At 47.1% G+C, this 14,846-nt stretch carries 14 protein-coding genes and 1 pseudogene; 5 read left to right on the top strand and 10 right to left on the bottom strand.

Annotated features, from left to right (window positions below; translation table 11 throughout):
• Positions 1-135: 135 nt before the first annotated feature.
• The 8 genes and pseudogenes from PaeBR_RS13075 to PaeBR_RS13040 all read right to left on the bottom strand — a co-directional run bounded on the left by PaeBR_RS13075 (position 136) and on the right by PaeBR_RS13040 (position 7,771).
• Entirely contained in the window at positions 136-339 is a 204-nt protein-coding gene (locus tag PaeBR_RS13075; protein ID WP_410511026.1) for a hypothetical protein, read from the bottom strand.
• 772 nt (positions 340-1,111) lie between these two features.
• On the bottom strand, positions 1,112-2,824 hold the full coding sequence (locus PaeBR_RS13070; RefSeq protein WP_410511025.1) for a proline--tRNA ligase: 1,713 nt from the start codon (positions 2,822-2,824) through the stop codon (positions 1,112-1,114).
• Positions 2,825-3,150: 326 nt separating this feature from the next.
• Positions 3,151-3,531, bottom strand: coding sequence for a 3-hydroxyacyl-CoA dehydrogenase family protein (locus PaeBR_RS13065; protein ID WP_410515174.1), 381 nt, complete (start codon positions 3,529-3,531; stop codon positions 3,151-3,153).
• A 24-nt stretch (positions 3,532-3,555) separates the two neighbouring features.
• Positions 3,556-4,005: pseudogene (locus tag PaeBR_RS13060) on the bottom strand (3-hydroxyacyl-CoA dehydrogenase family protein); the annotation flags it as partial.
• Positions 4,006-4,080: 75 nt separating this feature from the next.
• On the bottom strand, positions 4,081-5,568 hold the full coding sequence (locus tag PaeBR_RS13055; protein ID WP_410511024.1) for a glutamate synthase subunit beta: 1,488 nt from the start codon (positions 5,566-5,568) through the stop codon (positions 4,081-4,083).
• A gap of 230 nt (positions 5,569-5,798) precedes the next feature.
• Positions 5,799-6,290 carry a dihydrofolate reductase gene (locus PaeBR_RS13050; RefSeq protein ID WP_410511023.1) on the bottom strand — a complete coding sequence of 164 codons (492 nt, stop codon included), beginning with the start codon at positions 6,288-6,290 and terminating at the stop codon, positions 5,799-5,801.
• Between the two features lie 21 nt (positions 6,291-6,311).
• Entirely contained in the window at positions 6,312-7,106 is a 795-nt protein-coding gene (gene thyA, locus PaeBR_RS13045; protein WP_410511022.1) for a thymidylate synthase, read from the bottom strand.
• Between the two features lie 89 nt (positions 7,107-7,195).
• On the bottom strand, positions 7,196-7,771 hold the full coding sequence (locus tag PaeBR_RS13040; protein WP_410511021.1) for a TetR/AcrR family transcriptional regulator: 576 nt from the start codon (positions 7,769-7,771) through the stop codon (positions 7,196-7,198).
• A 21-nt stretch (positions 7,772-7,792) separates the two neighbouring features.
• On the opposite strand from PaeBR_RS13040, the gene PaeBR_RS13035 reads away from it, so the two are divergent.
• From PaeBR_RS13035 to PaeBR_RS13025, 3 genes are all read left to right on the top strand, one after another.
• A complete protein-coding gene (locus PaeBR_RS13035) occupies positions 7,793-8,353 on the top strand; it encodes a zinc-binding dehydrogenase (protein ID WP_410511020.1) in 561 nt (186 codons plus the stop codon).
• 183 nt (positions 8,354-8,536) lie between these two features.
• Complete coding sequence (locus PaeBR_RS13030; RefSeq protein WP_410511019.1) at positions 8,537-8,701, top strand: hypothetical protein; 165 nt, start codon at positions 8,537-8,539, stop codon at positions 8,699-8,701.
• 92 nt (positions 8,702-8,793) lie between these two features.
• On the top strand, positions 8,794-9,570 hold the full coding sequence (locus PaeBR_RS13025) for an alpha/beta fold hydrolase (protein ID WP_410511018.1): 777 nt from the start codon (positions 8,794-8,796) through the stop codon (positions 9,568-9,570).
• A gap of 14 nt (positions 9,571-9,584) precedes the next feature.
• On the opposite strand, the gene PaeBR_RS13020 is transcribed toward PaeBR_RS13025, so the two are convergent.
• Complete coding sequence (locus PaeBR_RS13020) at positions 9,585-11,087, bottom strand: alkaline phosphatase family protein (protein ID WP_410511017.1); 1,503 nt, start codon at positions 11,085-11,087, stop codon at positions 9,585-9,587.
• Positions 11,088-11,452: 365 nt separating this feature from the next.
• On the opposite strand from PaeBR_RS13020, the gene PaeBR_RS13015 reads away from it, so the two are divergent.
• Positions 11,453-12,619 carry an iron-containing alcohol dehydrogenase gene (locus PaeBR_RS13015; RefSeq protein ID WP_410511016.1) on the top strand — a complete coding sequence of 389 codons (1,167 nt, stop codon included), beginning with the start codon at positions 11,453-11,455 and terminating at the stop codon, positions 12,617-12,619.
• Positions 12,620-12,840: 221 nt separating this feature from the next.
• The gene (locus PaeBR_RS13010; RefSeq protein WP_410511015.1) at positions 12,841-13,182 is read left to right on the top strand and encodes a transposase; all 342 of its coding nucleotides are present in this window, start codon (positions 12,841-12,843) and stop codon (positions 13,180-13,182) included.
• A 22-nt stretch (positions 13,183-13,204) separates the two neighbouring features.
• Here the strand turns inward: PaeBR_RS13010 and PaeBR_RS13005 are convergent, their stop codons facing one another.
• Complete coding sequence (locus PaeBR_RS13005; protein WP_410511014.1) at positions 13,205-14,845, bottom strand: 2-hydroxyglutaryl-CoA dehydratase; 1,641 nt, start codon at positions 14,843-14,845, stop codon at positions 13,205-13,207.
• Between the last annotated feature and the right edge of the window lies 1 nt (position 14,846).

Raw genomic sequence — 14,846 nt, 5'->3', positions numbered from 1 at the left:
GTCACTGATTTCACTAAAGACAAGACGACTTTAAAGGGGGTTTGTGAAAATCAAAAACAAAAATCCGCCCAGCTTACTCCGGAGGCGGATTTTTCAAAACAAGATGTAAATAAAACCTTGTATGCAGTGCTTAAACTAAACATCCTTATTTGGTGACTCATAACGGTCACGTATTTCACGATTTTTAGCGTAATTGTACAAATCTAAGGCTACTATCCCTCTACGCGCAAGCTTTACAAATAGGACAAAAGCATAAATCCCTAAGCCAATGGATACCAGCCAAATCAAGAAGAAAAATACACTAAATCCTCCAAAAAATAATCCTGGTTGTGCCATCATTTCATTCTCATCTCCTTATGTACTTTTAATTAAGTACCTCACCCTTACTGGCAGGGTATGGAACTTCTTCAATATTTATATCATTATGATTTATTTGGGGACTTATGTATATTAAAATATAGGCTCTTACTCACAATCAGTTCTTGCTTTCCAGCCGATAACCGCGCATGCTTATCTCCCTTCCTATGCCCGCTTTAATTTGCGTCTGGTTTCCGGTACGATAGAGATATGACAGAATGATAGGGAAAATCTCCCTCTAATTTTGCCCAAATCCTTGTTATTTTGAAAATAGAGGGAATTCCGCCCTCTTTTATTAGCCAAAGACCCCTGGAGGTCCTAACCGGGGAAATTCGAGGGAGTAATTCCCTTTAATTACTGAAATATCCTTCTGTTAGCGAAATTAGAGGGAGTAGTTCCCTTTAATTACTGAAATATCCTGCTGCGAGCAAAATTAGAGGGAGTAGTTCCCTTTAATTACTGAAATATCCTGCTGCGAGCAAAATTAGAGGGAGTAGTTCCCTTTAATTACTGAAATATCCTGCTATGAGCAAAATTAGAGGGAGCTTTCCCCTTTTTTTTTGCTCGCAGAACATTTCAAGTACTGATTTTGGTGTTGGGCTAAAATATAAGCATTAATAATATAAATGGATAATACGGTTTTGAGAAACGATATTTGAAAAAAATACGGACTTCATTAACCAAGAGAGTGAATGGTAATTACACGAACTGAAAACATACATTAATAAATAGCTTCCGAATACTTACGTTGAACCTAGTAGTATTCTCTAATACGTGAAACAGCCTGGGCGATTTCGACGATCTCTTTTCCGTTCGTTTTCCGTTCAATAAATTCAACCCGGCCCTCTGCAGCAGCCTTTCCGACCACTATAGCAAGCGGGATGCCGATCAGGCTGGAGTCCTTGAATTTGACACCCGGTCGCTCTTCCCGGTCATCCAGCAACGTTTCAATTCCAAGTTGTTTAAGCTGCTCATAAAGGGCTTCCGCCACCGCCACTTGTTCCTTGTCCTTACCCGATATGAGCAGAATATGAACCTGATAAGGAGCCAGAGCCGCCGGCCACTGGATGCCCTGCTCGTCATGATTTTGTTCCACTACCGCTGCCAGCATTCGCGAAATGCCGATTCCATAACAACCCATGATCATAGGCTGGCTCCGGCCTGTACTATCCAGATATGAAGCGCCCAGCTTCTCGCTGTACTTGGTGCCTAATTTAAACACATGACCGATTTCAATCCCCAGATGAAACTCCAGATGTCCTTCACCGCAGTGTGTGCAAGTCTCTCCTTCTGCAGCATTCCGGAAATCACCAACATAGGTTAATGCAAAGTCTCTGCCTGGCACCACATTCCGGAAATGATAGTCGGTTTCTCCCGCGCCGGAAATTCCGTTTGCCATTTCAGCAACCGAAGCGTCTACAAGTACATCTTGTATCGTAAGTCCGACAGGTCCGACAAACCCGCTCTCTACACCAGCTGCTTGCATTACGGATTGATAATCAGCCAAGGCGATCTCTCCGGCCCCGATGTGTTTTCCCACCTTAATCTCATTGACTTCATGATCCCCTCTGACCAGTACTGCAAAGATCTTCCCATTGCCCCTGTAGATCAGCGTCTTTATAATCTGCTCCGGCTTAACCCCCAGCTCCTGCTCCAGTTGCCCGATGGTACGAATGCCTGGCGTATGAAATTTCTCAAGCGGTGGCATATTCCCCGCAACGCCTGAAGCAGACCCGCCTCCTGCTCCTGCAGTCTCAGCCTGTTCCAGATTAGCCGCATAATCACAGGCGGAACAGACAACAATCGTATCCTCACCGATGTCCGCGAGTGCCATGAATTCGTGGCTTCCGCCTTCCCCTCCTATTGCGCCAGAGTCAGCATGAACTGCCCTGAACTGCAGGCCGCAGCGGCTGAATATCCGGTGATACGCATTAAACATTGTCCAGTACGATTGATCCAAGCCATCCCAGCCGGTATCAAACGAATAAGCATCCTTCATCAGAAACTCCCTGCCCCGCAGCAATCCTGAGCGCGGACGGCGTTCATCGCGGAACTTGGTTTGTATCTGGTACACGGTAACAGGAAGCTTGCGGTAAGAACTGATCTCATTACCGACAAGCGTTGTCACCACTTCCTCATGAGTAGGTCCAAGCACGAATTCCCGCTCATGGCGATCCTGCAGCCGCATCAGCTCCTTGCCATACACCTCATAACGCTCCGATTCCTTCCACAGCTCAGCCGGCTGCATGGATGGCATTAGAATTTCTTGAGCTCCGCTGCGGTCCATTTCCTCCCGGACAATATTCTCCAGCTTGCGCAGCACACGCCGTCCCAGCGGCAGATAGGTATAGATTCCGGCCGCCAGCTGCCGGATGTAGCCCGCTCTAAGCAGCAACTGGTGACTTCGGGTTTCTGCTTCCGCCGGAGCTTCACGCAGCGTTGATAATAACAGCTTGTTTTGTCGCATAAGAAATGCCTCCCTGTTCGAATCTGATTCCACCCTCCAGAACGCAAAAAGACACATCCGTCAGGGACGAATGTGTCGTGATACCACCCTATTTCGACCGCCGTCAATAACGCCTTGGCAGTCCTCAAATCCGGTAACGGCGGATTCCGGCAGCGGTACCGCTGCAGCTACCAGGGCAGGATACACTTCACTCGCACGGGGAACCTTTCAGCCGGTAAATTCCCTCTCTGTTCTAACGATTCCTGAACTGTAAATCCTTGGTCAATGCTTTTTGTTCTATCCAGATTGTATATAATTTATCTGATATTGCTGATTACGTCAAGTTGTTAGCCTGCCGCTTCCCCAAACAGTACCTTAGCCACTTTGGTGTACATTTCATCACGGTAGCGAATGGCCTCTTCATCTTTTCCGTTGGAGTAATCGTAGAACCCTGCACCATTTTTTACACCGAGCCGGCTATTTTCAAAGTTCTCTTTTAACAGATAGAAGCTTTCATTCGCCTTGGACAGATCTGCAAAAAGATAGGAAGCAATATTATTGAAAATATCCAGTCCTCCAAAGTCCGCCACTTCAAACGGACCCAGAACGGCATACCGTGGACCTAAACCGTATTTCATCACTTTATCTGTATCTTCAACGCTTGCGATGCCTTCCTGGACAATATGCAGACATTCTCTTAAGATGGCAAACTGGATACGGTTCAGCACAAACCCGGGCGCATCTTTGGTCCGGACTGGTTTCTTGCCTACCTGTTCAGCTAAATTGTATACCAGATCCGAAGTTTCCTCTGATGTCTTCTCACCCGAGATTACCTCCACCAATGGAATAATATGCGGCGGGTTAATCCAGTGCATTCCGGCAAAACGTTCAGGATACTCCACCACTTCCGCAATGCTTGTGATACTCAAACCTGAAGTGTTGCTTACCAGTACTGCCTCCGGTTTCACTATTCGTGATACTTCTCTTCAGAACTCGTGCTTGATGTCCAGCTTCTCCAGGATCGCTTCAATCAGGAAATCCACATCTTGAAAGCCTTCTTGGGTGGTGCCATAGCTTATCCGCTGCAATAAAGCTACCGATTCTTCCTGTGTCACGATATTTTCCTTGACCTCTGTCTCCTGATTCAATTGAATCGTTCTTCTGGATTTCTCAAATACATATGGATGAAGCGATAGCTGCAATTTAACGCCCCGGAAATTAAAAAAGCCGTCTTAAGCAGCATCTATGCTGCCTAAAACGGCATCTCACCTTAATGCTTATGCAAGTACGGTAGATCCCATCAGGAATTTATCCACTTCACGGGCAGCTTCGCGTCCTTCATTGATAGCCCAGACCACAAGGCTTTGTCCACGGCGCATATCGCCGGCAGCAAATACCTTATCCACGTTGGTATTGAACTTTCCGTAACGGGCTTTCACGTTCGTACGACGATCCGTGTCCAGCTTCAACTCCTGAATAATATCCTGCTCCGGTCCGTCGAAGCCAATGGCGATTAGAGCCAGCTGAGCGGGATAAACGGCCTCTGTACCGGGAACCGGCTGATAAATTTTACGTCCTGTCTCATCCACCATCCGGCGGATTTGCACCGTATGCAGCTCTTTCAGGTTCCCTTCTTCATCGCCGACGAATTTGGTCGTCATGATGGAGAACTCGCGGGGATCATCGCCAAAGATGGCTTTGGCTTCCTGCTGGGCGTAGTCAAGTGTATATACGTTCGGGAATTGCGGCCAAGGGTTGGCAATCGGATCACGTTCAAGCGGAGCTTTGTCGTGGGTACCGAACTGGGTAATGCTGCTGCAGCCATGGCGCAGCGCAGTTGCTACACAGTCAGAACCCGTATCGCCACCGCCAAGGACAATGACATCCTTGCCAGCCGCAGATTCATATTTGCCATCCTCAAGATTAGAGTCCAGATAACTCTTGATCGTTCCGTTCAAGTAGTCCATAGCGTACATTACGCCCTTAAGCTCACTGCCTTCAACGTTGAAACGGCGCGCTTTCGTCGCTCCACCGCACAGAACAACCGCATCGAATTCGTCTACCAGCTGCTGCGCCGGGATATCCTTGCCGATTTCTGTGTTGACCACAAAGTTGACGCCTTCGGCTGCCAGCAAATCCACACGACGCTGCACCACGCGCTTGTCCAGCTTCATCGTTGGGATTCCGTAGGTCAGCAATCCGCCGATACGGTCACTGCGTTCGTACACAGTCACTGTATGGCCGGCTTTATTCAATTGTGCAGCCGCCGCCAGACCCGCAGGACCCGAGCCTACGATGGCAATCGTCTTGCCAGTACGCTTCTCGGGAGGCGTAGGTACAACCCAGCCTTCTTCAAAGCCTTTATCGATAATAGCCAGTTCTATAGTCTTAATGGTAACCGGCTGACCAATCAAACCTACGGTACAAGAACCTTCACATGGAGCCGGACAGATACTGCCCGTAAACTCGGGAAAGTTATTTGTCTTGTGCAGTCGTTCCAGAGCTTCCTTCCAGAGTCCGCGATATACCAGGTTGTTCCATTCCGGAATCAGATTGTGTACCGGACAGCCGGAGGTTCCACCATCCATATCGATGCCCGTATGACAGTAAGGCGTCCCGCAATCCATACAGCGTGCACCCTGCGTACGCAGCTCCTCTTCGGACAACTGGTGGTGAAACTCTTCCCAGTCCTTAATGCGTTGTTCAGGCTCGCGGTCACCCGGGAGCTGACGTTTATACTCCATAAAACCTGTTGGCGTAGACATCTTTACGTTTCCCCCATCCGTTCTCTTCTAAATTTATAGTACATTGTAACAAATTGCGGCATTATCATGTCATCAACAGCGCAAGTGTTGTCCTGTACATTCTCTTGTATGGCGACATATTATTTCTAATTTTAATTATAGTAGCATTCATCACTTTTGCACAGTAATGGATTAATCTGCTGTTTATTTGTACTATTTCACACGTTATGTTAGTGAAATCGTTTTTTTATTTAATCCGTACGTTTATATACTACAAAATGGTAATCATACGGGTTTTTCTCATCACGAATCCCCTTCGTACTGGAGATCTCCTTCCAATGGCTCCAGTCCACCTCAGGAAAAAAAGTGTCCCCCTCGAAATCCTCTTGTATACGGGTCACAATGAGCTTGTCGGCGTATGGCAGCAGCATCCGGTAGATTTCGGCGCCCCCAATTACCATCAGCTCATCCGATTTTTTCCCCTCGGCAAGAGCTTCCTCAAGCGTGTGTACCACTTCGGCCCCCTCAGGACTAAAGCTTGTATCCCGGGTCATGATCAGGCTTGTTCTGCCCTTAAGAGGTTTACCTCCGAGGGAATCCCAGGTTTTGCGGCCCATAAGCATTCTTTTGCCCAGCGTCTCCGCCTTAAAAAAAGCAAAATCCCTCGGCAGATGCCAAGGCATATCATTGTCTTTACCAATCACACCGTTATTCCCCATCGCCCAAATCATACTAATGCTCATCTTATGCCTTCCTCTCTGTTGTTATATCGCTACCGGTGCCTTAATGGCTGGATGAAAGACGTAGTCTGTAAATTCAAAGTCATCGAAAGTATAGTCAAAAATCGTATCCGGCTTTCTGCGAATCACCAGCTTAGGAAGCGTATGAGGTTCTCTCTGCAGCTGAGTCGCCACCTGTTCCAGATGATTTGTATAAATGTGCACATCCCCGCCGGACCAGATGAAATCACCGACTTCAAGTCCGGTTTGCTGAGCGACCATATGGGTCAGAAGCGCATAGCTGGCAATATTAAAAGGCAATCCCAGGAAGGAATCCACCGAACGCATCGTTAACATGCAGGACAGCTTGCCGTCCGCTACATAAAACTGAAATACAAAATGGCAAGGAGGCAGCTTCATCTGGTCGATCTCGCCCACATTCCAGGCACTGACGATATGACGGCGCGAATCCGGATTGTTCTTGATCGAATCAATTACATTCGCGATCTGGTCAATATGTCGCCCGTCCGCACTCTCCCAAGCCCGCCACTGTGAACCGTAAACCGGTCCCAGTTCTCCATTCTCGTCCGCCCACTCATCCCAGATGGAGACGCCATTCTCCTTCAGGTAAGCGGTGTTTGTTTCTCCTTTTAGGAACCAGAGCAGCTCATGTACAACCGATTTCAGATGAATGCGCTTGGTTGTCATCAGCGGAAAGCCCTCAGCCAGGTCAAACCGAAGCTGGCGGCCAAACACGGATAATGTGCCGGTTCCTGTCCGGTCACTTTTAGCAGTTCCATGATCCAATATATCCTGAAGTAACTCTAAATATTTGCGCAAAAGTCAACGCTCCTCTATCCATTTTTTCTTTTATCAGTTTACCATGACCTTGCCGCCATGCAATATGTTAAGGAGATTTGTTGCCTTATTCATTTCTTCAATAAAGCATTCAAGAATAAGAAATACATATCGCTTGCCGGATTGTTCTCAAGTATCGCTACAGCATCAGGATTGTGTATAAAGTAATACCGGATGATATCGAAGTAAGCGACCATTGACTTTGCTGTAATGGAATCATGAAAAACCCCCTCTTTTTTCCCCTCCTCAATGAGGTTAAGGAGTGCGTTATTATAATTTTCGTCCGTTACTAATTCTTTAATGAAAATTTCCATTCCCGAAGATTCCAATGAAAAATGCATAGAGAAATTTTTAAAAAAATCAATTTTGGATACGAGCAGCTTTTCCAGCTTAACCTTGACAGGATCACCGCTCTCCAAAATATTCCTCGTCCTCGCATAATCATCATAAGTTAACTTCCTCATCAATTCCTGCTTCAGGTTTTCCTTATTATTGAAAAAATTATAGACGGAGGACTGCGAAACAGAAGCCGATTGTGCGATCTCCGCAATGCTGACCTTGTGATATCCGTGTCTCTTAAACAATTCCAACGCAGCGTTTAATATAGAATCTCGTTTTTGTTGACGTCTTCTTTCAAAACCGTTCATCGTAAACCCTCTTTTTTAGATATGGAGTTGATACATAATATTTGTCTTCATCAGAAGGAAATTGTCCCGATCCCCGATGGGATTGATCCGGAAGAAGCGGCCTGTCTTGTACTCAATTATCTTATGGCCTATCAGCTGCTCCACCGGTATGCCAAAGTACAAGAAGGGGAGAAAATTCTCATTCATGGTGCCTCTGGGGGGATTGGTACCGCACTGCTACAATTAGGCAAGTTATCGAGTGTTGAAATGTTTGGTACTGCCTCCAAAGAAAAGCATGCTTATGTTTCCAGTTTGCATGCCACACCGATTGACTACAAACATACAGATTTTGTTCGTGAGATCAAAAAATATCACCCGGACGGAATGGATGTCGTATTTGATTGTGTCGGCGGTATAAACTTCAAAAAATCATACCCTCTCTTGCGAAAGAACGGCCGGTTGATTGGATATGGGTCCCAACACCTTCTGCCTACTCTAATGACAATTATTTCTCGAAAATTAATACCCGATGGTAAGAGAGCTTCGATCTATTTTTTAATCTTATCAAAAAAACAAAACCGCATTGGTTTAAAGATGATCTGAATACTTTATTTAAGATGCTTCGTAATCGATCTTTTCAACGGATCTGTGACAGGAAAAATCCTCTTAACGATAAACCCTTGACTCCAATGTAATTTTTTACATGAATGAAGAAATCGGATCAGACGCAAAATAAAGATCGTGCATCATATGTTGAACAAATTCAGAAAGAGGCGGTGAAATGGTATGCGATGGATGCGTTCTATACTGGGAAGAGTAAATAATCGGAAAGCTGTTATGTCTTTATTGGCAGTCGGTGTTGGAGTTACTGCCCTGGGCATCACACAGCGGCGCAGATTAAACGGAAATGCCTGGCGTCAGATGCTTAGACCTGTTCGCAAAATGTTCTAAGGACAATCTTTTGGGACCGATAATAAACAGCCGGGTGTCAGCAATGTCACCGGCTTTTTGTATTTTTAATCAGAAGAAGAAGGTGATCGGAAATGCCCCAAACCTATATAAATGGATACAGCATGCATTACACGGATCGAGGACAAGGAACAGCGATCGTATTCATCCATCCTCCTGTGTTGACAAGCTTGAATTTTCAATATCAGGTCCAGAAAATGTCGGCGAATTTTCGAACGGTCTCTTTTGATATCCGAGGCCACGGCCGAAGCGAACCTTCCAAAGAAGAGATTACCTATCCGTTGATTGTTGAGGACATCAGGCAGTTGATGGATCACTTAAAGATTGAGAAAGCCTTTTTGTGCGGCTACTCGACAGGCGGCTCGGTTGTGCTCGAATTTCTGTTAACTTATCCCGACCGGGCAGCGGGCGGTATTGTGATCGGCGGGATGTCAGAAGTAAGCGACAGTAGTTTAAGAAATAAAATATGGCTCGGGCGCATCTTATCGCAAATTGGAGCGGTCGGTACAATCGCGCTCTCCGTTGCCTGGTCGCAAGCGAACACTAAGCTGTCCTTGTTTCAGTCCTTGTTTAACGATGCCAAAAAAGGAAACCCCAAAAACGCCGAACAGTATTATCAATATAGTCTGCATTATAACTGTACGGCACATTTGGGAAAAATACATCAACCCGTTTTGTTGGTTTACGGAGAGAAGGACAAACTGTTTCATCCGTACGCTAAGCTGCTGCGTCAACGATTGCCTAAGAGCGAACTCATTTTTGTCAAAAACACCAAACACCAGATACCTACCAAAGCAGCGGCAACATTGAATGAACTGATTCAGCAGTTTATTCATCGCTGCGATCAATAATAAAAGGATCCCGTTCATAGAGTTTTCTTTGTTAAAAGGTCAAGCAGATAAGCTTTTAAATCGACAATTCGTAAATATTTGGGTTTTTGATCCGTTCCGCTGATAATCAGGGGAACAAGCGATTCCGATTTACGAATGGAACCATGAGCGCCGCCGCCCTTATGCGTTGGTGAGCTTCTGTCCGCCAATTCATATCCCGGTTTTGCCGTGACTACCAAAAATTCGCCTTGGTGCGAATGAAGCGCGCCTGACAATCGCTGCAGCACATCGGGATACTGATCGTAATCCAATGAATGATCGGCAGCATTCACCTTGATATCCAGCACCTCGCTGTCCTGTTCGATCGTCCATGATTGTTTGTAAGAATCGGTCAGGTTTCCGTTTGCTTTGTACTTGAGCTGCTTAGCTGTTGATCCTTGGATTGCATAAACCCATTCGTTTTCTTTCCATGCCATAAAATCGATACGCGGGTCTTTTTTCAATACATCTGCCACATCTCTAAGGGAACGATTCGCTTTTAATGAATACACATAGGCCATCGTTTCATTGACGGCGAGAATGATTTCTGTCTCCTTCGATACGGCTTCACCCGGACGCAAAACTTGGGCATCTCCGAACAAAGAGGGCAGATCGATAACCGGATTTTGTCCAGCAGGCAGGATTTGGGTCATTCCGCTGTCCCCTACAATGATAATAATCGCATCATTCAAAGCTTTTTCCGGCGAACCGAATGTTTGCAACAAAGATTGAAGCTGCTGGTCCACCTCTTTGACCCCATTCAACTCCGTGGGGCCTTTCTTATGCAGCTTCCGGTCCAAATCGGGCAAATAAACAAACAAAAAATCCGGCAATTTATTGGCTTGAATCAAATATTTTACGGCTTCTATAGCGAAGTTATTATTGATTCCCATCCGATTCGTTAGACCATCAGGCAAATTTTTGATACCTTCAAACGGATTCGACAACGAACCCAAGGACAAAAACTCCGGTCCCTTCACTTGAATTTCTTTGGCCAAAGACGTAGGGCCTTGAATCCAGCCAGGAATCGTCAACTTATGATCGGATGCCCCCCGGTAAATAAGGCCATTTATCGACCCGGACTTTAACCCTTGCCGGGCTAAATCTTCATAGATCGTGGGCAACTTCCGGTTTAAGTGACTCCCGTTCAAATGGATCAATGCATCGGCTAAAGCAGGATTAATTCCATGTCTTAGAACTTCCATTGGCCCGGTTCCGTAATTGATTACCTTCTTGTTGTCCGTAGAATACCAAGTCAGACCCGGCACACGGTGCACATCCGGATACTTTCCCGTAAGCAGCGAGCTGTCGATTGTGACGGACATCGTAGGAAAAGAACTGACCAGGTCTTTATAATATTGCCCGTGTTTGATCAGGAATTGAAAGGTGGGAAGTTCTTGCTCTCTGATTCCTTGGTCAATTGCCTGAGCCATTAAAGAGTCCACCATCAGTAAAATGACTTTCTTCGTATTTTCTCCGTTAGCGGATTTTACCCGCATCAAATCTTGTTCTTTAGGTTTCTCGTTCTGGCATCCACAAACCAGGATTAATATAAAGATCGCTGATAAGATTCTACTCTCTTTTTTCCACATGACAATTCACCTGTTTTAAGTACATTTTGTCACGGGAATCTTGATGTTATTCAAGGGATTTTTTGTCATATATTCCATCAACGTCCCGAATTTCGCGATTGTTCATTCGCCATGATCATCATCTTCCCAATAGTATACTACAGGTCACTACATCACATAAAAGTGCGTACTTCCTAATTGTAAACTTTATGTTTAGAATAAAGCCTGTCCCTGACAAACACAATTAACACACCGTTCAAACTACTGAACAACATGGAGAGGAGCAAATGTACATGAATCGTTTTACAATTCCACGCGATATTTATTATGGGGATGGCGCTTTGGACATCCTCAAAACACTTAAGGGGAAAAAAGCTGCACTCGTCATCGGCGGCGGTTCCGTCAAAACGAGCGGCAACCTCGCTCAAATTGAAGGTCTGCTTGCGGAAGCGGGCATGGAAACACGGGTAATCGAGGGTATTGTATCCGAACCGACCGTTGCCATGGTGATGGAAGGGGTCAAAACCTTGAACGAATTCCAGCCGGACTGGGTAATCGGCATTGGCGGCGGTTCGCCGATGGATGCCGCGAAAGCGATGTGGGTCTTCTATGAGCATCCGCAGCTTACCTTCGAGGAAGCAAGCCGGCCGTTCACGCTTCCTAAACTGCGGACCAAAGCCAAATTCATCGGCATTCCGACGACAAGCGGCAGCGCTTCGGAAATCTCAAATCTGTCGGTCGTGACCGATGAGAAAACGGGCATCAAGTACCCCCTCGCCGATTTCGAACTGACGCCGGATCTGGCGGTCATCGATCCGGTGATGGTTGAATCGATGCCTAAACAAATAACGGCATATACCGGCATGGACGCGCTGACTCACGGCATCGAGTCGTATGTTGCCAAGCCTCGCACTCTACTGACCGATGCGCTGGCGATTGAATCGGTCGAGTTGGTGAAACAGCACCTGCTTCATTCGTACCAAGGCATCCAGGAATCGCGTAAAGCGATGCATATCGCCCAAGGTATGGCTGGTATGGCTTTCGCCAACGCGGTGCTTGGTAACGTTCATAGTCTTGCGCACAAAAGCGGCCCGACCTTCGACATTCCGCACGGCTGCGCCAACGCGATTTATCTGCCGTACGTCATCCAGTTTAACCGTACGGTCGTCGCCGACCGCTACGCGGCTATCGCCAGACGGATCGGTCTCACCGGTCAATCGACGGGCGCGCTGGTAGACGCGCTGATTGCGTGGATCCGTGAGATGAACCGTAACATGGGTATCCCGAGTACACTCCGAGACTACGGCGTATCTGAAGATCTGTTTAACATGCATGTGGACAGCATGGCGGCAAACGCCGTGAAAGATCCATGCACAGGCACCAATCCGCGAGAAACGTCTGTAGAAGAAATGAAAAAACTGTACGTAGCAGCGTTTAGAGGAGAAGATGTAACGTTTTAATATCTTAGCTTTATTCAAGCTGGTGTCTACTCGATAGGCGCCAGCTTGTTTTTTATGTTTGACCCAGTTAATTTACTCGAGTGGATATTTTTCCAATTGGTTTCGCGTGCGGAGCAACGTGAATCGAGACATCGGGGAATGACCGATCGATTCGACAGGCTCAGTATAGTAGTGGATTCCACGACCCTCGGTTACCGCTTGGACTCGGGGATTGGGCGCAAATGTCCTGCAAAGCTAGCGGCGTCAAAATGCATCTGCGACTCTACAAATGCAGATGGCTCATAGAATTGTATTTCAAATGGATGAAGCAGCAATTACGGACGGTTAAATTGCACAGCTACAAACCCCAGGCGATTTGGAACCAACTGTTCTTGATCTTGATTACGGCTTGGCGTGTGCTTCAGCTCTTGCGAGTCTATATGTACCACCCCTGGTCCGCCTTCGAAGAGGAACTGTACCGCAAACCAAGTAAGACATCGAAAGGAAGGCCGCGCGCCTCTGATCGGAAAGCTACTTCTTTACGGACGTCAATTGGTGAGATAAGATCCGCACAGAAAAGGTAAGGCCCTCTTGGTTTTCCAGTTGTTATATCCTCTGAATGCTCTCATGGTTTCGTCGCAACGACAACCCATTGTAAAACCTGCTCACGCCGTATACCTGATTTGCCGCCGTACAAGCGACCACATGACGGCTTGTTTGCAGCGGACAGGCAGATTTCAAACGGCCCTTCTTTTTCTGAAGCTGTTCAACCGTCAAGCCTTTTTTCAATAAGGCTTCGTCAAATTCCTTCTGCGCCGCCTGCTTGGCTTTAAACAGCATCATCTGCACCCGGCTGTAAACGTTTATCGCTCCATCCCCAGTTGTTTCGATCGGCAGAAAGATAGCGTCGGGGTATTTTTCAGTGATCAGGGACTGCACACCGTCGGAAACGCCGGAAGACGGCATGCATCCGAAAGGCTTGACAGAAATGGTCATGTTCACTTTCCGCTTGACTACGTTCAGAATCAGCTTTCCTACCTCCATGTGCCCTTCTCCGCCGCGCAGATGGTTATTATAGTGTTCATGGGCGACCCGGGCGATCTCCTCCATATTGGGCAGGTGGTAATGATACAGACCGATGATTTTGGCATACGTCTGGAACGTCACACGAAGGACACGATCAGCCAACCCTAACATACGCAGATGCAGGAACGGGTGCTTTCCTTTCAGACCATATTTTCCGGAATCGGCTACGCGCAGAGGGATTCGCTTTAAGGTATCGAAGCGCCCTGCCCAGATGAGGAACAAGATCCAAACCGTCAACGATTGCACCTCCACCTCGGCTCCCTCCCTTTCTAAAAAGCGTTGCAGCTGATAGTTGCCGTCTCCCTCGGTAGTCATCGCCCAAAACTCGCCGATGATGCATACCTTAGGTTTGACTCTGGTACGATCCACCCGAACGGTTTGCAGTTCCCTGCGGCATCTGATCAACGCCGGTCTCAGCCGTTTACGCTCGCTCAGGGCTTCATATATATACTGCTTGCAGCGTTCCAGAGCGGCGTCTGTTGAACCTGCCTCCACCTCATAGGGACGGATACGGTAAGCCAGCGCATTCAAAATGTCTCCCAAAAGAACGGCTTTCAGGAGGCTGATAAAAAACGGGGTATCCAATTTGAGCGCCGATTCGCTGCCGGTCGCCTGTTTCAGCCCATCCGTCTGTTGGAACAAAAGAACCCGAAAACCCTCAAATCCCGCATCGCGCAGAGCCTTTCGGTACTCCGTAACATAGGCGCCGAAACGGCAAGGACCGCAAGAACCGCTGGTAACGAATAGGTAGTTGCCGATGATTTCTTCCTTTGATTTGCCTTCCACATCACGAAGGTTATGCAGATATTTAATTAAATTGCCGACTGTGAAGTATGTTGGATTGCACTGCCCGCGGTTGCCGAACTCTTTGCCGTAGCGCAGCGACTCATTATCAGGACATTCCATATGCTGCACCCGATACCCTAACCCTTTTAATGCCGCCTCCACCAAATAATCGTGTGCCATCGTCAGTCCCCCGAAAAGAAGGGTCGTGGTGGATTTATCTTTGGCCAAAAACGGATGAGGAACGGGATCGAACCACTGGCTCTTGTTCTCCTGATCCACGCCTAATGCTTTTTCCTGTTCCTTCTGAAAGTTCAAAAGTATGTCTTCGAGAGAGGGCGGGACTCCGGCTTTCTGCTTTCTTTTGGCGACAATCATG

The sequence above is a fragment of the Paenibacillus sp. BR2-3 genome, from assembly GCF_046529485.1.
Lineage (GTDB): Bacteria > Bacillota > Bacilli > Paenibacillales > Paenibacillaceae > Paenibacillus_AQ.
This window is presented reverse-complemented; position numbering and strand designations above follow the sequence as displayed.